At 35.3% G+C, this 1,202-nt stretch carries 1 pseudogene; it reads right to left on the bottom strand.

Annotated features, from left to right (window positions below):
- A pseudogene (locus tag RR876_RS16520) lies at positions 1–287 on the bottom strand (MarR family transcriptional regulator); the annotation flags it as partial.
- Positions 288–1,202: the final 915 nt, after the last annotated feature.

Raw genomic sequence — 1,202 nt, 5'->3', positions numbered from 1 at the left:
TCTAATCGCTTAAATGGTGAATTAGAGGTTACGATCAATAGCCCTATCTTGATTAAACGCTTTAAAGATTCTGCAACCTCACTTTTACTAATAACTACTGCTTCAGCCAACCCTCTGATTGATAAAGAATCATAAAAAGCACTTAATTTTAAAAAGATATCTAACTGCTCATCTTCTAATTTATCCCACTCAAGTTGTGCTTCTGAATAGTATTCTTTGAATATCTGGTGCTGATTCTCAATAGAGATCAGTTTTACGAGAACTAGAATGTCTTGAGGTTTAATCATATTAAGTTACCTTGTCCTCAATCCGTGGACTGAATTCATATTTGATCAACTCGTTACACTATTTGCAAGTATTTTTTAAAAATAATATTAAATAAAAAAGCCCGACATCTTGTCGGGCTTTTTCATCTTTGGTGCTAGGTAGGGCTGTCTACCTAATAATCCTGGTGCTAGAACTTATCGTTATTGTTTTATGTTCCGGAACGTCCTGTTCCTGTATGACTTCATCATAAGTAAAAAACCGCAGCTGCCCTAGCCGCAAAATCCTTAAATCTCTGTGCGCCAGGGCGTACAAAAATGGCTAAAAGTTGTCCCGGTTTTATCCGCAGAAATTGGGGATAGTTTCGGGATGGGGCGCATTGATAAGCCAGAGAAAAATGACAATTTGATTAAATATTGATCAATTTTATTGGCAAGAAGTATCAAACCTGCTCATAAAAAAGCCGACTTATTTCAAAATCGGTTTTTTTATGTTTTTGAAATCAGCATAAAACAACTAACCACATGAAAAACAATAATATTTTAAGATGAGGCGGCTTACTTACGTGAAGCCTATCTTAAGAAACGAAAAGGATTAATAGCTGATTGGGTAAAGTTTTGTTCCACGAGCCTGTAAATAAAACGGTATAGGCTACTACAATAACTTAGAGTAAAAATAAATTTTGGTATCAGTGGAACGCATATAGCTAGCTATGTTTTCATTAAAGCAAACATCGCCACTTTGTTTCTACACAAAATCATATAGTTCATATGTCAAAGTACATCACAAAAAGTGTAAATTCAGTCTTTTTGCCTCAGCCTCATCGCCATACCACCACACAGCAATATTCTTAACTTTAGCCAACATTTCTTCATCAATACCATAATACTCCTCAGGATATTTCGAATACGGACTACCGTCCTCAAATCTAGTTAATG

Origin of the sequence: Acinetobacter sp. (assembly GCF_036666595.1) — a bacterium.
Lineage (GTDB): Bacteria > Pseudomonadota > Gammaproteobacteria > Pseudomonadales > Moraxellaceae > Acinetobacter.
Note: the sequence above shows the minus strand (reverse complement) of the source record. Positions and strands in the feature narration are given on the sequence as shown.